We start from the raw sequence: 13,562 nt of genomic DNA, 5'->3' as shown, positions 1-13,562 counted from the left end.
CCCCCTATAATATTCCCGTTTGAGAATATTAATAGCCATCGCGGATCAGTCTGGTCGGATCAGCGAGCCGGCGCCGTGTTCGGTGAAGAGTTCCAGCAGACAGGCATTGGGTGCACGCCCGTCGAGAATGACCACAGCCCGCACACCACCGTCGATGGCATCCAGCGCTGTTTCGGTTTTGGGGATCATGCCGCCTGCGATGACGCCGGAATTGGTAAGGTCCCGGATTTGTTGGGATTTCAGCTCTGTCATGACTTCGCCTTCGGCGTTTTTTACACCTGCCACATCGGTCAACAGCAACAGACGGTCAGCCTTGAGCGCGGCGGCGATGGCACCTGCGGCGGTGTCGCCATTGACGTTGAATGTCTCGCCATTGCGGCCAGCACCCAGTGGCGCGATCACGGGGATTGTGTCGTTGGCAAACAGTTCATGTAGAAATTCTGGGTTCATATCGGCGGGTGTTCCGACAAATCCCAGATCCGGGTTGGTCTGGTCGCAGATCATCAGATTGGCGTCTTTGCCCGACAATCCGACGGCCTTGCCGCCTTGGCGATTGATCGCCTGAACGATGCGTTTGTTGACCAGCCCAGAGAGCACCATTTCAACAACTTCGACCGTTGCTGTATCAGTGACGCGTTTCCCGTTCACAAATTCGGATTTGATATCAAGCCGTTGCAACATCGCGTTGATCATCGGACCGCCGCCATGCACGATCACCGGATTGACCCCGACTTGTCGCATCAGCACGACGTCTCGGGCAAAATCATCCATCGCGGCATCGCTGCCCATGGCGTGACCGCCCAGTTTAATGACGACAATTGCGCCCGTGTAACGCTGCAAATAGGGCAGGGCTTGGGACAGGGTGCTGGCGGTGGCGATCCAATCGCGGTTCATGTTTTGCTTCTTCATCTCGGCTGACCTCTTTGACAAAAGGTGTTAGCCGCTCAGCGCCGCAGTGCCAAGGGGGCGTTGCCGTGACAAAGGCATTTGGTGCGAATCATGGTTAACGCCGTTGGTTTGCGGGGTTTTGGCCATCGGCGGCGCGTCGGCATCACGTCGGTATTGCGTCGGTATCGTTTCCTGCCAGCGACACCGTTAACAAACCGTGCGGTGCGCGACGCCTGTATGCCCATGCAGCAGGTGATCTATTGGGAATGTATCTTGCCCAGCGCGTATCTCAGATCAGATTGCAGCGCTTCGAAATCACGGGCGGCGGTTTCGGTGGCGCGCCCGATCAGGACATAATCCCAACCCGGTTTACCGTGTTGCGGCAGCGTCAGGCGTGCGATTTCGCGCAATCTGCGTTTGGCGCGATTGCGTGCAACTGCGTTTCCAACTTTTTTGGAACAGGTATAGCCGATACGGATAACGTGATCCGGCACGTCTTCGCCTTCGCGGCGCTGACGGGCCTGAAGCATCATGGCCTTTGTACCCTGTCGACGGGCACGGGCCGCCAGCAGAAAATCGCGGCGGTTCTTGATGACCTCAAGACAAACGGACACCGCCGGGGGCGTTTCCTCAGGAACGGCAATGCCATTCGTGGGGGCCTCCGGCGGTGTCATGTTCGTCAGAACTGTGTCGGTGAGCTTATGCGCTCAGCGACTTACGACCGCGTGCGCGGCGTGCGTTCAGAATCTTGCGGCCTGCTTTAGAAGCCATGCGCGCACGGAAGCCGTGGCGGCGTTTACGAACTAGGTTCGAGGGTTGGTAGGTGCGTTTCATCGCTCCGTCTCCGTCTGATCAGGGCGCCAAGCGCGGAATCGCTGGCCCAAGTGCTATTTGAAGCCCGGTCTATAGGACTGTGGCGGGGATAAGTCAAACGGCAGATCGCGGTATTGCAACAAAAAAGCAACCTGTTTGGGGCGCTAATGTTTCAATCTCGCCGATACGGGCGGATTTCTTCACGATAACGGGTGTTTGTGATCAACCCGCCGTGAGTTGGGTGTTGTTTCAGCGCGTGTCAGCGCATTTTGACTGGCAAGCGGCACACGGTTTGTGTTGCCAAGGCCAGGTTTGGAAAGAATATGACGGATGTGATGAACACGAACGACAAAGATAAAGCCGGTTGGACCAGAGCGCTGCCTCTTGTTGGCATATTGGTTGCAGCCATTGTTGGCTTTTTTACATTGCGCGATGTGTTGACCTTTGAGGCGCTGAGCGCCAATCGCGAGATGCTGATTGCGTATCGTGACAGTCATTATCTGGCCGCTGTTCTGGTTTTCATGTCGGTTTACATTGTGATTGTCGGGTTTTCCTTGCCCGGTGCAACGGTTGCGACGCTGACTGGCGGATTTCTGTTTGGGACGTTCCCGGGCGTGTTATTCAACGTCAGTGCGGCCACGTTGGGTGCGGTCCTGATTTTCCTTGCTGCCCGTTGGGGGCTTGGCGAACGGCTGGCGGCGCGGATGGATTCATCAGGTGGCAAAGTCAAAGCGATCAAGCAGGGGATCGATGAGAATCAGTGGTCGATGCTGTTTCTGATCCGTCTGGTGCCATTGGTGCCATTCTTTGTGGCCAATCTGGTGCCTGCGTTGGTTGGTGTCAGCCTTTGGCGCTTTGCTGTTACGACATTCATTGGAATCATTCCCGGTGGTCTGGTGTTCACGTCTGTGGGCGCGGGGCTGGGAGAAGTGTTTGCGCGGGGTGAAACGCCCAACCTGAGTGTTATTTTCGAGCCTCACATTCTGTTGCCTATTCTGGGCCTGTGTGCGTTGGCGGCGTTGCCAATCATTCTCAAAGCAGTGCGCGGCAAGGAGGCACTGTAATGGAAGAGATCAAAACCGATGTTTTGGTCATCGGGGGCGGATCCGGCGGATTGTCTGTGGCGGCGGGCGCAATCCAGATGGGCGCAAGTGTTGTGCTTTTGGAAGGCCATGTCATGGGCGGTGACTGTCTGAACTGGGGGTGTGTCCCGTCCAAAGCGCTGATCGCCAGCGGCAAGGCGGCCTATGCGCAATCGCATGCCAGCATTTACGGCGTCGCGGATGTGACGCCAAAGGTGGACTATGCGGCAGCCAAGGACCATGTGGCAGACGTGATCGCGCAGATCGCACCGCTTGATAGTCAGGAACGGTTCGAAGACATGGGCGTGCGGGTGATCCGCGAATACGGCCAGTTTGTTTCGCCTTCGGTTGTTGAGGCTGGCGCGCATCGGATTACTGCGCGGCGGGTCGTGATCGCCACGGGGTCTAGCCCATTGGTGCCGCCGATTCCGGGGTTGGAAGATGTGGCATGGCTGACCAACGAGACTTTGTTTGATCTGAAGGAAAAGCCCGACCATCTTTTGGTGATTGGTGGCGGGCCGATTGGTCTGGAAATGGCGCAGGCGCATGTGCGTCTGGGCTGTAAGGTCACGGTCATCGAGGGCATGAAGGCCTTGGGGCGTGACGATCCGGAAATGGCGGCTTTTGTGCTGGATAATCTGCGCGCCGAAAGTGTCGAAATTGCCGAAGACGCTCTGGCTGCACATATCAGCCAGAGCGGCGATACGATTACGGTCGAGACCAAAGACGGGCGGAGCTTTTCCGGGTCACACCTGTTGATGGCGGTTGGACGTAAATCAAACGTGGACACGCTGAACCTTGAGGCGGCAGGGATCGAGACCACGCGGACCGGCATCAAAGTGGATGACAGCATGAAAACGACCAACCGCAAGGTTTACGCGATTGGAGATGTTGCGGGCGGTGCGCAGTTTACGCATGTGGCCGGGTATCACGCAGGGGTTATCATCCGATCGGCCTTGTTTGGATTGCCCGCCAAGGCGCGCACGGACCACATTCCTTACGCCACGTATACAGACCCGGAACTGGCCCAGATTGGTCCAACCGAAGCCGAAGCCCGTAAGACATACGGCGACAAGCTGACCGTTGTGCGGTTTGATATCGAACATAACGACCGGCTGATTGCGGAGCGTAAGGCAAAAGGGTTGGTCAAGGCGATGGTTGTCAAAGGACGTCCGGTTGGCGTGTCGATTGCAGGGCCTCATGCGGGCGAGCTGATCAATCTTTGGGCACTGGCAATCGCAAATAGGCTCAAGATGTCGGCCGTCGCGGCCATGGTGGCGCCTTATCCGACCGTGGGTGAAATTAACAAGCGCGTGGCCGGGGCCTATTTTTCGCCGAAGCTATTTGATAGTCCAAAGGTCAAGATGGTGGTCGGGCTGGTTCAGCGATGGCTGCCATGACACCAACGGGCCAATGATATGCTAAACTCACTTTCGGGTCGGTTTCTGATTTTGACAGTCATCTTCGTGATGCTGGCCGAAGTGTTGATCTTTGTGCCGTCGGTTGCCCGGTTTCGTGAGGACTATTTGCTGTTGCGTCTGGAGCGGGCGCAAATCGCGTCATTGGCGTTGCTGGCAGATGATATGATCGATGCCGAACTTGAGACAGAGCTGTTGGAGAATGCCGAAGTCTTTAACGTTGTGTTGCGGCGTGATGAGATGCGCCAGTTGATATTGAGTTCCCCGATCCCAAGCCCAATTCACGCGACATTTGACATGCGCGATGCCGGCGCATTTGGCTTGATCCGCGATGCTTTGGTGCGATGTTTCGACGGCAAAGACCGTGTGATCCGCGTGATGGGCGCGCCGGTGCGCGAAGCCGGTATACTGATCGAAGTGACCATGGACACAAGGGGGTTGCGACTGGCCATGCTGGACTATGGCGTGCGCATTCTTGCTTTGTCGGCTGTGATTTCGGTCGTGACCGCATTCCTGTTGTTTTTGGCCGTGCGGGCGTTTTTGGTGCGCCCCATCAAGGGCGTGATTGGGTATATGCAATCTTACGCGGACGCCCCGGAGGATGCGCGCAGGATCATCCAACCGTCGGCCGGTATTATCGAGCTGCGCGAAGCCGAAGAGGCGCTGCAGAGCCTTCAGGTCGAGCTGACGGCGTCGCTTAAGCAAAAAGAACGGCTGGCCCAGTTGGGCGGGGCAGTGGCCAAGGTCAGTCACGATCTGCGCAACATCCTGACGTCGGCGCAATTGTTCACTGACCGGATTGAAATGAGTCAGGATCCAACCGTAACGAGGCTGGCGCCCAAGCTGGTGAACTCGATCACCCGCGCGGTGCATCTGTGCGAATCCACGCTGGCATTTGGCAAGGCCGAAGAGCCGCCGCCCAAGCTGACGCGATTACCGTTGCTTGATATCGTTGCGGACGTCATCGAAAGCGAACGGCTTGCCGTGGGTGACTATGATCTGAGTTTTGCCGAAGATATCCCTGCGGGAATGATGGTGCGCGCGGATGCGGAACAGCTTTATCGGGTGATCTCAAACCTTGTGCGTAATGCGCGACAGGCGATCATGGCCAGTGGTGAGGCCGGGGAAATATCGGTGTCCTGTCAGGAAGACGACGACGTTTGGTTCATCTTCATCAGTGACACCGGCCCGGGGTTGCCGCCAAAGGCGCAGGAACATCTGTTCACGCCGTTTCAGGGGGGAATCCGCAAGGGCGGGTCCGGTCTGGGGCTGGCGATTTCGGCAGAACTGGTGCGCGGTCATGGTGGAACTGTTCGGTTAAAGAAGACCGGATCAGACGGAACGTGCTTTGAAATTTGCCTGCCCAAAGGCGATGTGGCGGATACTTGAAAATTCTTGCTTTTTGCCCTTGCAAACCCGCCGCACTCCCTCTAAATCCCACTCCACCGCGCTCTGGTAGCTCAGCTGGATAGAGTACCTGACTACGAATCAGGGGGTCGGGGGTTCGAATCCTCCCCAGAGCGCCAATTTCACACGACATAAAGCGACGCAACGCGACAACAGGCTGATTTTATTAGCTTTTATTTGCGACATAGCGCGACATAAGGCGACTTAATGCGGGAAAAAAGTGGTGTAACTTGGTGTAACTTTTAGTATAATTGGTTGAAAGATCAACTTAAGGCTAATGTTACACCACCCCCCGGGAAAAGTTACACCACCCTCGATTCTCCCAAGTAGAGGAGCAAATCATGCTGACTGAATCACAAATCAAGGCGGCCAAGCCGCGAACCAAAGCCCAACGCCTGACGGACGGCGAGGGAATGTACGTCGAAGTGCGGCCCACTGGAAAAAAGATTTTCCGCGTCACGTTCCGGTCAAGGGGTGAGAAGCACAAAAAGACCCACACCCTCGGCGAGTACCCGGCGCTCAAACTGGCGAAGGCGCGCGAAATGGCCCGACGTGTGAAGCACCTCGCCCGGTCGGGGGTGGACCTCAAGCGGGCGGACCTTGGCGACGACGCTCAGACGCCCGCAGCGGACTCGCAGCTTTGGGAGACAAACTGCGAGGAGTTTATCGCTAAGAGGAAAGCCGACGGCATCTCGCCGCTGACTTTCGTGAAGCTGGAGCGCAACCTGCGCCGCACCTACCAGGACTTCGCCGCGCGCGACATCGCGACGATCAGACCATCGGAGGTCCTGGAGATCGTCCGCCGTCTGGAGGCCGCCGAACTGTTCGATACCGCCAAGGACGTTCGACAGAAAATGAGCCAGGTGTTCCGTTTCGCGGCGGCCCAAGACAGGTGCCTCCACGACCCGGCGTCCGTCATCACGATTGCGACGGTCAAGCGGAAGCACACCAAGCGCCCCGGCCTGACCGACCCGAAGAAGGTCGGCGGCCTCTTGCTGGCGATCCACGGCTACGAGGGCGGCCCGCAAACCCGAGCCGGTCTCCTCCTGTCCGGGTACTGCTTCCTACGTTCGACCGAGTTGCGCGCCGGGCGGTGGTGCGAGATTGATTGGGAGCGCCGCCGCTGGACGATCCCGGAGGCGCGCACCAAGGGCGACCACGGTGATCACATTGTCCCTCTCTCGGATCAAGCGCTAGGGGTGTTGAAGTGGCTCCACGCGCTCTCGGGCAACGGCGAGTTAATGTTCCCTGCTCCGCGCAGCGACCAAAAATGTATTTCAGACGTGACCCTAAACGCAGCGCTCCGGCGCATGGGCTACTGCACCAAAACCGAACACACCCATCACGGGTTTCGCTCGACGTTCTCCACGAACGCAAATGAGGGCGGTTGGAACCGAGATTGGATCGAAAAGCAACTGAGCCACGAGGAGCGCAACGAGGTGCGCGGCGCGTACAACGCAGCGGAGTACCTAGAGCAGCGTTCGGAAATGATGCAATGGTGGGCGGACTGGCTAGGCGAACAGATGGCGCTGGTGAGAGCGGAGAAATGACTCTCGGCGCGCTGTACGCAATTGGTTGCGGGGCCAGGAAGGGAGGAGCGACATCGACCCGGCCCCGCGAAAAGGGTTTCCCCTACACGACCACCTTACACGAACCCGAAAGGGGATAAATAACTTTTCGGTTGAAATTCACCCAAAAGGTGATTTAGGTAGTGACAAACAGAAAGCGAGTCACCCTATGACGCCTCAAGACGCGACAACGGAAAAGCCGAGCGCTCCGCCCCCGGCCATGCGATTCCTCCGCATGAACCAGGTCGAGGAGCGAATCGGTCTTGAGAAGCGCACGGTTCAGCGGATGGTCAGCGCAGGCGACTTCCCGCAGCCCATCCAAATTCACGAACGCGCGGTAGGGTTTCTAGAGTCGGAGGTGGACTCCTGGATGGCGTGGCGGATTGCTCTGCGAAGCCCGAACTCGAACGCCCCGACGAAGTGGGCGGGATGGCTTGAAGCCCAAGGGGGCCGCCCATGAGCGCGGAACTGGACGACCTCCTCGGCCCCGAACCCGAAGAAACCAGCCCGGCAAAACGTAGCCCCGGTCGGCCCAAAGGCGTGACCGAGACGAAGCCCCGGAAGACGCCCGAACCGAGCGCCCGTCGCAAGTCGGACGCGGCTGCGGTCCAGGCCCTCCACCGCCCCGTATCAATCACGTTCCTGTCTGAGGCGATGTCGATGGACCGCAAGACGGTCACGAAGAAGCTGGCAGAACTGACTCCGATCTCGCACCACCGGGGAAACATCCCGCTATACGATTTTCGCCAGGCGATGCAATTCTTGGTTAAGCCCAAGGTCGATATTGCGGCCTACGTCCGAAAGATGGGCGTGGCCGACCTGCCTGTCGCACTCCAGAAGGACGTCTGGGACGCGCGGCTCAAGGAACAGAAATGGCGAGAGCAAGCGGGCGAACTGTGGGCCACGGAGGACGTGCTGAGTGTCCTGGGTGAAACCTTTCAGCGCCTCAAGACCACTACCCAGCTTTGGATCGACCAGGTGGCCGAGAACAACGCTCTAACCACCGACGCGCGCACCGAACTTATGAGTCTCGTGGATGGCCTCCAGACCGACCTGCACAACAGCCTGGTCGAGATGCCGAAAGATCGAACGACGCCCTCTCAGGAGGCGGACCACGGCGAAGACGAGGGTGTGATAGATGGGTAAGTTCCAGTCCCTCGAAAATATGGTTCTGGCGACCGCCGAGGCGGTGCGCCCGCCCGAGCGGCTAACGGTGGCGGAGTCCGCCGAGAAATACCGTTTTGTAAACAACCCCGGCTCCTACGTCGGCCCGTTCAAGAATGACACCACGCCGTACTTGGTTGAGCCGATGGAGGTTTTGAACTCCCTCGACTTCACCGGCATGGCGTTCGTCGGCCCGGCCCAATGTGGCAAGTCCGACATGTCTCTAAATTGGTTGAACCATAGCGCGATCTGCGATCCGGCGGACTTCATGCACATCGACAAATCACAGTCGGCGGCGCGCGACTGGCACCAACGCCGGGTTGAAAAGCTGTTCCGGGATAACCCGGAGATCAGAAACCGGCTTCTGCCCGGCAAGCAAAACTCGTCCACGTATTCGACCAAGTTCACCTCCGGGATGCTATACACGCTGTCCTGGCCTACGGTGAACGAACTCTCGGGTAAGCCCGTGGGCCGTCTGTGGCTCGCCGACTATGACCGGATGGACGAAGACGTCGGCGGCGAAGGTTCGCCCTACGACTTGGCGTCCCAGCGGATGAAAACCTTTAAGCGGTTCGGCATGTGCGCCGCAGAGTCCTCGCCCAGCCGGGTCATCGAGAACTCCCGCTGGATACCTCAGACTCCGCACCAGGCACCGCCAACCTCGGGCATCCTCGCCCTCTATAATCGGGGAGATCGGCGTCGGTGGTATTGGCCCTGCCTGTCGTGTGGTACACCGTTTGAACCGGACTTCTCCCTGTTCAAGTGGCCTGACACCGACGACTTGCTGGCCGCCGCCGAACAGGTGGTCCTGGAGTGCCCGCATTGCGCCCACCCGTTCCGGGATAGTTACCACGAGGAAAGCGGCACCCCCGGCAAGCGCGGGATGAACAAGCGCGGCTTCTGGCTGCGGGACAACGAGAAGATGGACCCGGAATCCGGTGAGATCATCGGCGAACCTATCCGCTCGCTCACGGCGTCCTTCTGGCTGAAAGGCCCGGCGGCGGCGTTCGCCGACTGGACAGACATGACTCTTAAGTACCTAAAAGCCCTGGCCGAGATGGAGGCCACCGGCTCGGAGGAGGCCCTGAAAACGACCGTCAACACCGACCAAGGCTTGCCGTTCCTGCCTGCCGGGATCGAGGCCGAGAGGCTGCCGGAGGAAGTCAAAACCCGGGCCAAGGACATCGGCGAGAAAGTCGTGCCCGAGGGAGTCCGGTTCTTGATCGCCACGGTGGACACGCAGAAATCGCGCTTTGAGGTGCAAATCCACGGCGTCAAACCTCACGGCGATATTGTCGTGATCGACCGCTTCAAAATCCGCAAGGCGAACCGGCTGGACGAGGACGGGGACCCCCGGCCCCTCAAGCCCGGCACCTATGTTGAGGACTGGTGGCTCCTGATCGACAAGGTTCTGGAGAAAACCTACGACTTGGCCGACGACTCGGGACGGCACATGCAAATCCGCATGATGGCGGTGGACTCCGGCGGTGCCGAATCCGCGACCGCGAACGCGTATGAGTTCTGGCGGCAGCTTCGCTCGGACCCGGAAGGCCGGAACTACCACCGGCGAGTTCAACTCCTGAAAGGGGATGGCCGGGACAAGATACCGTTGGTTCGGATCGACTACCCGAACGCCGAGCGCAAGGACCGCCGAGCGCAGGCGCGGGGGGAAGTCCCCGTGCTGATGGTCAACACGAACCAAGCGAAGGACATGGTGAACAACATGCTTTCGCGTGAGATGCCCGGCGGCGGATTTGTCGAGTTCCCGGACTGGCTGCCCGACTGGTGGTTCGTGGAACTTTGCGCGGAGACCAAAACCGCGAAAGGGTGGGTGAACCCCGGCCAACAACGCAACGAAGCGTGGGACCTTTTAGTCTACTGCGTGGCGCTCTGCCACTCCTCGAAAATCGGCCTCCCGCACATCAACTGGGACAAGCCGCCTGCGTGGGCCGCCGAGTGGGATGTGAACGATCTTATCGGCAGCGAAAACAACTTTCGGTTTGAAATTCACCCAAAAGGTGATAATACACTCAAAACACTGGCCGAGCGGCTGGGATGACGGAGGCAGACGTGACCACCCAAGAGAAATTGGACGACGCGAAGGCGCAGTATCACCTGCTTGTCACAGGCCAACAGGCGAAGGTCTTCGTGGACCAGAACGGCGAACGCGTCGAATACACCCAGGCGAATCGCGGTGCCCTGCTCGCGTACATCCAACGCCTCGACCGCGAAGTTGCCGGGACGCGCCCTGGCCCGATGAAAGTGATTTTCTGATGGCAGAACTGGACCAGGAAGCCCTCGAAATGCTCGGCCCAGAGCCGACGAGAGAGACCGCCTTCGTGGGCGGCGCGTTTGACGCGGCTACTCGGAATGACCGGACGCTGGCAAGCTGGCAACCGGCCCTCCAGTCCGCCGACATGGACCTGATTCCCGAAAAGGCGACTATGGACGCCCGAACACGCGACGCGCTCCGCAACGACGCCTATGTGCGCGGCGGTGCGACGATCCACCAGGACAACATCGTCGGCGCGCTCTACGCACTGAGCGCCAAGCCCAAGGAACGTTTGCTGGGGGCAGGTTTTGACGAAATCTGGGTCGAGGAGTTCCAAGAGGAGGCGGAGGACCGCTTCACCCTCTGGGCGGAATCCCCGGACAATTGGGTGGACGCGAGCCGCCACAACACTTTGACCGAACTGGTCCGCCTTGCCGTCGGTGTCCACACCGCAGGCGGGGAAGTCCTGGCATCGGCTGAGTGGCTACGCGGAGCCGGGCGGCCCTACAATACAGCGGTCCAGATGATCGACACCGACCGACTCTCGACCCCTCCGAGCAAGTACAACGACCCCCGACTGGTGGCAGGCGTTGAAAGCGACAAGTATGGTGCCGCCGTAGCGCACCACATCCGCGTGGCCCACCCCGCAGATTGGCGCGTCGCGGGGGACAACTACCGCTGGAAACGCGTGCCAGTCCGCAAGCCCTGGGGCCGGGTTCAGATGCTCCACATCTACGAGCAACAACGCCCCGAGCAATCGCGCGGCGTGGCCGAGATGGTTGCGGCGTTGAAAGAGATAAAAATCACCAAGCAGTTTCGCGACGTGGTTCTCCAGAACGCCGTGGTCAACGCGACTTACGCGGCGGCCATCGAGTCCGATCTTCCCCCCGTTGACGCTTTCGCCACTCTCGGCGGCACGGATAACGTAGCAGGCGCGATGGGGCAGTACATCGAGCAATACCTGGGTCAGGTCGCGGAGTATTCGGGCGGCGCGAAGAACCTCCAGCTTGACGGCGTGAAGATTCCGCACCTGTTCCCCGGCACGAAGCTGCACATGATGCCCGCAGGGCAGGGCGGCCCTCTCGGCCAGGAGTTCGAACAGTCGCTTCTGCGGTATATCGCGGCAGCCCTGGGTGTCTCCTACGAGCAGCTTTCACGCGACTACACGAATACGAACTATTCCTCGGCGCGCGCGGCGATGGCCGAGACCTGGAAGCACATGGGCACGCTCAAAGCACGCGTGGCTGACCGTTTCGCCACCACGGTCTACCGACTGTGGTTGGAGGAAGCCATCAACAAACGCCGGATCGCGTCGATGCCATCTGTGGCCCGACGCGATGGCTGGCTCTACGAAGACCAGCACCTCGATATGCTGTCGAACTGCACTTGGATCGGCGCTTCGCGAGGCCAGATTGATGAACTCAAAGAGACGCAGGCGGCAGTCTTGCGCCTGAAATACAACCTCTCCACGCACGAGGACGAGGCCGCCCGGCTGGGCAAGGACTATCGCGAATTGTTCCGTCAGCGTGGCCGCGAAATGCGGATGCAGGAGGACGAAGGGATCGCGGTTACGCCTGACACGAACATGATGAACGCCGCCTCTGGCGACACGCGGGAAGCACCGGAGACCAAAGATGAATGAGTTTGCACTGCCCAACGGCGATCTACTGATCGCCCAGGAACACCAAACCTGGGTTGAAACTGCTCTCACCAAAATGATGTCTGACGAGTTTGCCCAGAATTTCACCCAAAAGGTGAATATGGTGGAGGCCGAAATGGCGTCAAGCGACGACGAGCCTGACTTCTGGGACCCACGGATGGCCTGGGCGCGTCCGTACAAGGTGAAGGACGGCGTTCTGACCGTCCCGGTCCAGGGTGTACTCATGGGCCGTTTCACTTACGCGTTCGGCGGCTGGCTCACGGGCTACGACTACGTGCTGCGCGCGGTTCAGCGTGGCGTCGAGGACTCCAACGTAGTTGAAATCGTCTTGGACGTGAACTCGCCCGGCGGGTACGTCCCCGGCTGCTTTGAATGCGCCGACGGGCTTTACGCCCTACGCGGCGAGAAACCGATTCGGGCCTTTGTCGATAGCGTCGCGGCCTCCGCTGCATACGCGGTCGCGTCCTCCGCAGATTCTATCAACGTTGTCCGCACGGGCCTGGTCGGCTCCATCGGCGTGTTGGCTGCCCACACCGAGGTTTCAAAGTCTCTGGAAAACCGGGGCGTCACGGTGAGCCTTATCCATGCTGGCGACGAAAAGGTCCACGCGCACCCAGCGATCCCGCTCTCGAAGAAAGCCCGCAAGCGTATGCAGGCCCGAGTGGACAACTCCTACGGAATTTTCGTCGCCACTGTGGCGCGGAATCGAGACCTGGACGAGGGGGCGGTGCGTGGCACCGAAGCCGCCGTGTTCCTGTCTCACGAAGCCGTCGAAAACGGCCTGGCGGATGCCGTCGGCCTAATCGACTCCCAATCGGCCAACGCCGATCCCTCCAACGAAAATGAGGATGACGAAATGTCGAAGAACGACACCACGGCGGTCGATAAGGCCGTCCACGACACCGCAGTCGAGACTGCGCGCACCGAGGGCCACGCCAGCGGCAAGACTGAGGGCCTGACCGCTGGTGCCGCCACAGAACGCGACCGCATCAACACGATCCTCGGTTCGGACGAGGCGAAAACTCGCCCCTCCGCCGCGCGTCAAGTTGCGATGACCACCGACATGACCGCCGAGGCCGCCGCGACGTTCCTGGCCGGGCTGCCGGAGGAAGCCAAGCAGGAAACCGCACCCGGCACCTCCACCTTCGAGAACGCAATGACCTCTGGCGACAACCCCGACCTCGGCTTGGGAACCAACGAAAGTGGTGACGACGAGATGTCCGTATCGGACTCGATCTTCGCGTCGGCGGGCCACGGCCCGGCGAGCTAACTGAAATCAGTCATTAGGGA

At 59.6% G+C, this 13,562-nt stretch carries 12 protein-coding genes and 1 tRNA gene; 10 read left to right on the top strand and 3 right to left on the bottom strand.

The window, feature by feature from the left end:
* Positions 1–45 precede the first annotated feature (45 nt).
* The 3 genes from argB to rpmH all read right to left on the bottom strand — a co-directional run bounded on the left by argB (position 46) and on the right by rpmH (position 1,722).
* Positions 46–909, bottom strand: coding sequence for an acetylglutamate kinase (gene argB, locus ABJI08_RS18710; RefSeq protein WP_348403379.1), 864 nt, complete (start codon positions 907–909; stop codon positions 46–48).
* 236 nt (positions 910–1,145) lie between these two features.
* The gene (gene rnpA, locus ABJI08_RS18705; RefSeq protein ID WP_348403378.1) at positions 1,146–1,562 is read right to left on the bottom strand and encodes a ribonuclease P protein component; all 417 of its coding nucleotides are present in this window, start codon (positions 1,560–1,562) and stop codon (positions 1,146–1,148) included.
* Between the two features lie 25 nt (positions 1,563–1,587).
* Positions 1,588–1,722: a 50S ribosomal protein L34 gene (gene rpmH / locus ABJI08_RS18700; protein WP_043752316.1), complete on the bottom strand. Its 135-nt coding sequence runs from the start codon at positions 1,720–1,722 to the stop codon at positions 1,588–1,590.
* A 314-nt stretch (positions 1,723–2,036) separates the two neighbouring features.
* On the opposite strand from rpmH, the gene ABJI08_RS18695 reads away from it, so the two are divergent.
* From ABJI08_RS18695 to ABJI08_RS18650, 10 genes are all read left to right on the top strand, one after another.
* Complete coding sequence (locus ABJI08_RS18695) at positions 2,037–2,765, top strand: VTT domain-containing protein (protein ID WP_348403377.1); 729 nt, start codon at positions 2,037–2,039, stop codon at positions 2,763–2,765.
* Positions 2,765–4,183: an FAD-dependent oxidoreductase gene (locus ABJI08_RS18690; protein WP_348403376.1), complete on the top strand. Its 1,419-nt coding sequence runs from the start codon at positions 2,765–2,767 to the stop codon at positions 4,181–4,183. Before ABJI08_RS18695 ends, ABJI08_RS18690 begins: the two co-directional genes overlap by 1 nt.
* Before the next feature lie 18 nt (positions 4,184–4,201).
* Entirely contained in the window at positions 4,202–5,590 is a 1,389-nt protein-coding gene (locus ABJI08_RS18685) for a HAMP domain-containing sensor histidine kinase (RefSeq protein ID WP_348403375.1), read from the top strand.
* Between the two features lie 60 nt (positions 5,591–5,650).
* Positions 5,651–5,727: transfer RNA gene (locus tag ABJI08_RS18680), tRNA-Arg, on the top strand.
* A gap of 222 nt (positions 5,728–5,949) precedes the next feature.
* A complete protein-coding gene (locus tag ABJI08_RS18675) occupies positions 5,950–7,158 on the top strand; it encodes an integrase arm-type DNA-binding domain-containing protein (protein ID WP_348403374.1) in 1,209 nt (402 codons plus the stop codon).
* Positions 7,159–7,632: 474 nt separating this feature from the next.
* Entirely contained in the window at positions 7,633–8,322 is a 690-nt protein-coding gene (locus tag ABJI08_RS18670) for a hypothetical protein (RefSeq protein ID WP_348403373.1), read from the top strand.
* Entirely contained in the window at positions 8,315–10,399 is a 2,085-nt protein-coding gene (locus ABJI08_RS18665) for a terminase gpA endonuclease subunit (RefSeq protein WP_348403372.1), read from the top strand. The genes ABJI08_RS18670 and ABJI08_RS18665 overlap by 8 nt, the downstream gene beginning before the upstream one ends.
* Positions 10,400–10,410: 11 nt before the next feature.
* Entirely contained in the window at positions 10,411–10,614 is a 204-nt protein-coding gene (gene gpW, locus ABJI08_RS18660; protein ID WP_348403371.1) for a gpW family head-tail joining protein, read from the top strand.
* Positions 10,614–12,254 carry a phage portal protein gene (locus tag ABJI08_RS18655; RefSeq protein ID WP_348403370.1) on the top strand — a complete coding sequence of 547 codons (1,641 nt, stop codon included), beginning with the start codon at positions 10,614–10,616 and terminating at the stop codon, positions 12,252–12,254. The genes gpW and ABJI08_RS18655 overlap by 1 nt, the downstream gene beginning before the upstream one ends.
* Positions 12,247–13,542 carry a S49 family peptidase gene (locus ABJI08_RS18650; RefSeq protein WP_348403369.1) on the top strand — a complete coding sequence of 432 codons (1,296 nt, stop codon included), beginning with the start codon at positions 12,247–12,249 and terminating at the stop codon, positions 13,540–13,542. Before ABJI08_RS18655 ends, ABJI08_RS18650 begins: the two co-directional genes overlap by 8 nt.
* The last annotated feature ends 20 nt before the right edge of the window (positions 13,543–13,562 follow it).

Origin of the sequence: Shimia sp. (genome assembly GCF_039969785.1) — a bacterium.
Classification (GTDB): domain Bacteria; phylum Pseudomonadota; class Alphaproteobacteria; order Rhodobacterales; family Rhodobacteraceae; genus Shimia.
The sequence above is the reverse complement of the archived record's forward strand: the minus strand, read 5'-3'. Positions and strand labels throughout refer to the sequence as shown.

Excerpts from the sequence above, each read along its gene's own strand:
- argB (WP_348403379.1), bottom strand. The coding sequence starts at position 909 with ATGAAGAAGCAAAACATGAACCGCGATTGGATCGCCACCGCCAGCACC.
- rnpA (WP_348403378.1), bottom strand. The coding sequence starts at position 1,562 with ATGACACCGCCGGAGGCCCCCACGAATGGCATTGCCGTTCCTGAGGAA.
- rpmH (WP_043752316.1), bottom strand. The coding sequence starts at position 1,722 with ATGAAACGCACCTACCAACCCTCGAACCTAGTTCGTAAACGCCGCCAC.
- ABJI08_RS18695 (WP_348403377.1), top strand. The coding sequence starts at position 2,037 with ATGAACACGAACGACAAAGATAAAGCCGGTTGGACCAGAGCGCTGCCT.
- ABJI08_RS18690 (WP_348403376.1), top strand. The coding sequence starts at position 2,765 with ATGGAAGAGATCAAAACCGATGTTTTGGTCATCGGGGGCGGATCCGGC.
- ABJI08_RS18685 (WP_348403375.1), top strand. The coding sequence starts at position 4,202 with ATGCTAAACTCACTTTCGGGTCGGTTTCTGATTTTGACAGTCATCTTC.
- ABJI08_RS18675 (WP_348403374.1), top strand. The coding sequence starts at position 5,950 with ATGCTGACTGAATCACAAATCAAGGCGGCCAAGCCGCGAACCAAAGCC.
- ABJI08_RS18670 (WP_348403373.1), top strand. The coding sequence starts at position 7,633 with ATGAGCGCGGAACTGGACGACCTCCTCGGCCCCGAACCCGAAGAAACC.
- ABJI08_RS18665 (WP_348403372.1), top strand. The coding sequence starts at position 8,315 with ATGGGTAAGTTCCAGTCCCTCGAAAATATGGTTCTGGCGACCGCCGAG.
- ABJI08_RS18655 (WP_348403370.1), top strand. The coding sequence starts at position 10,614 with ATGGCAGAACTGGACCAGGAAGCCCTCGAAATGCTCGGCCCAGAGCCG.
- ABJI08_RS18650 (WP_348403369.1), top strand. The coding sequence starts at position 12,247 with ATGAATGAGTTTGCACTGCCCAACGGCGATCTACTGATCGCCCAGGAA.